The organism is Bartonella sp. AA2SXKL, from assembly GCF_042197205.1.
Taxonomy (GTDB): Bacteria; Pseudomonadota; Alphaproteobacteria; order Rhizobiales; family Rhizobiaceae; genus Bartonella.
In genome coordinates, this window is record NZ_JBHIRN010000292.1 from 1 (window position 1) to 526 (window position 526).

Annotated in this window: 1 protein-coding gene; it reads left to right on the top strand. The window is 48.5% G+C overall.

Going from position 1 to position 526, the window contains the following annotated elements; genetic code table 11:
- On the top strand, window positions 1-526 hold a 526-nt coding region (locus tag ACFINS_RS11315), incomplete at both ends, for a phage terminase large subunit (protein WP_375706323.1).

The following is a 526-nucleotide window of genomic DNA, read 5'->3' on the forward strand; positions in this document are numbered from 1 at the left end:
CGATTGATGGTCGTATTGCTTTTCAGTTTTCGGGACTAGATCGTAATATAGCCAGTATCAAATCCAAGGGGCGCATTTTGCTCTGTTGGGTTGATGAGGCAGAGCCTGTGACAGAGACAGCTTGGCAAACGCTTATACCGACTTTACGTGAAGAAGGTGAGGGGTGGAGAGCAGAGTTATGGGTAACGTGGAACCCCTTACGAGATAATGCACCGGTTGAAAGGCGGTTTCGCTTTTCAAACAATGAAGCCATTAAGCGTGTAGAGATCAACTGGTCAGACAATCCGAAATTTCCCAAGATCTTGAATGAAGCGCGGCTTGATGATCTGAAGAATCGTCCAGAGACCTATAAACATATATGGGAGGGGGCTTATCTTACCGCTATTCAAGGCGCTTACTATCAAAAGGAAATGTTAGCAGCCGAGCAGGAGGGACGGATAGGGCGTGTTGCACGTGATCCTTTAATGCAGATGCGTGCCTTTTGGGATATTGGGGGCACGGGTGCCAAGGCAGATGCGACGGCGAT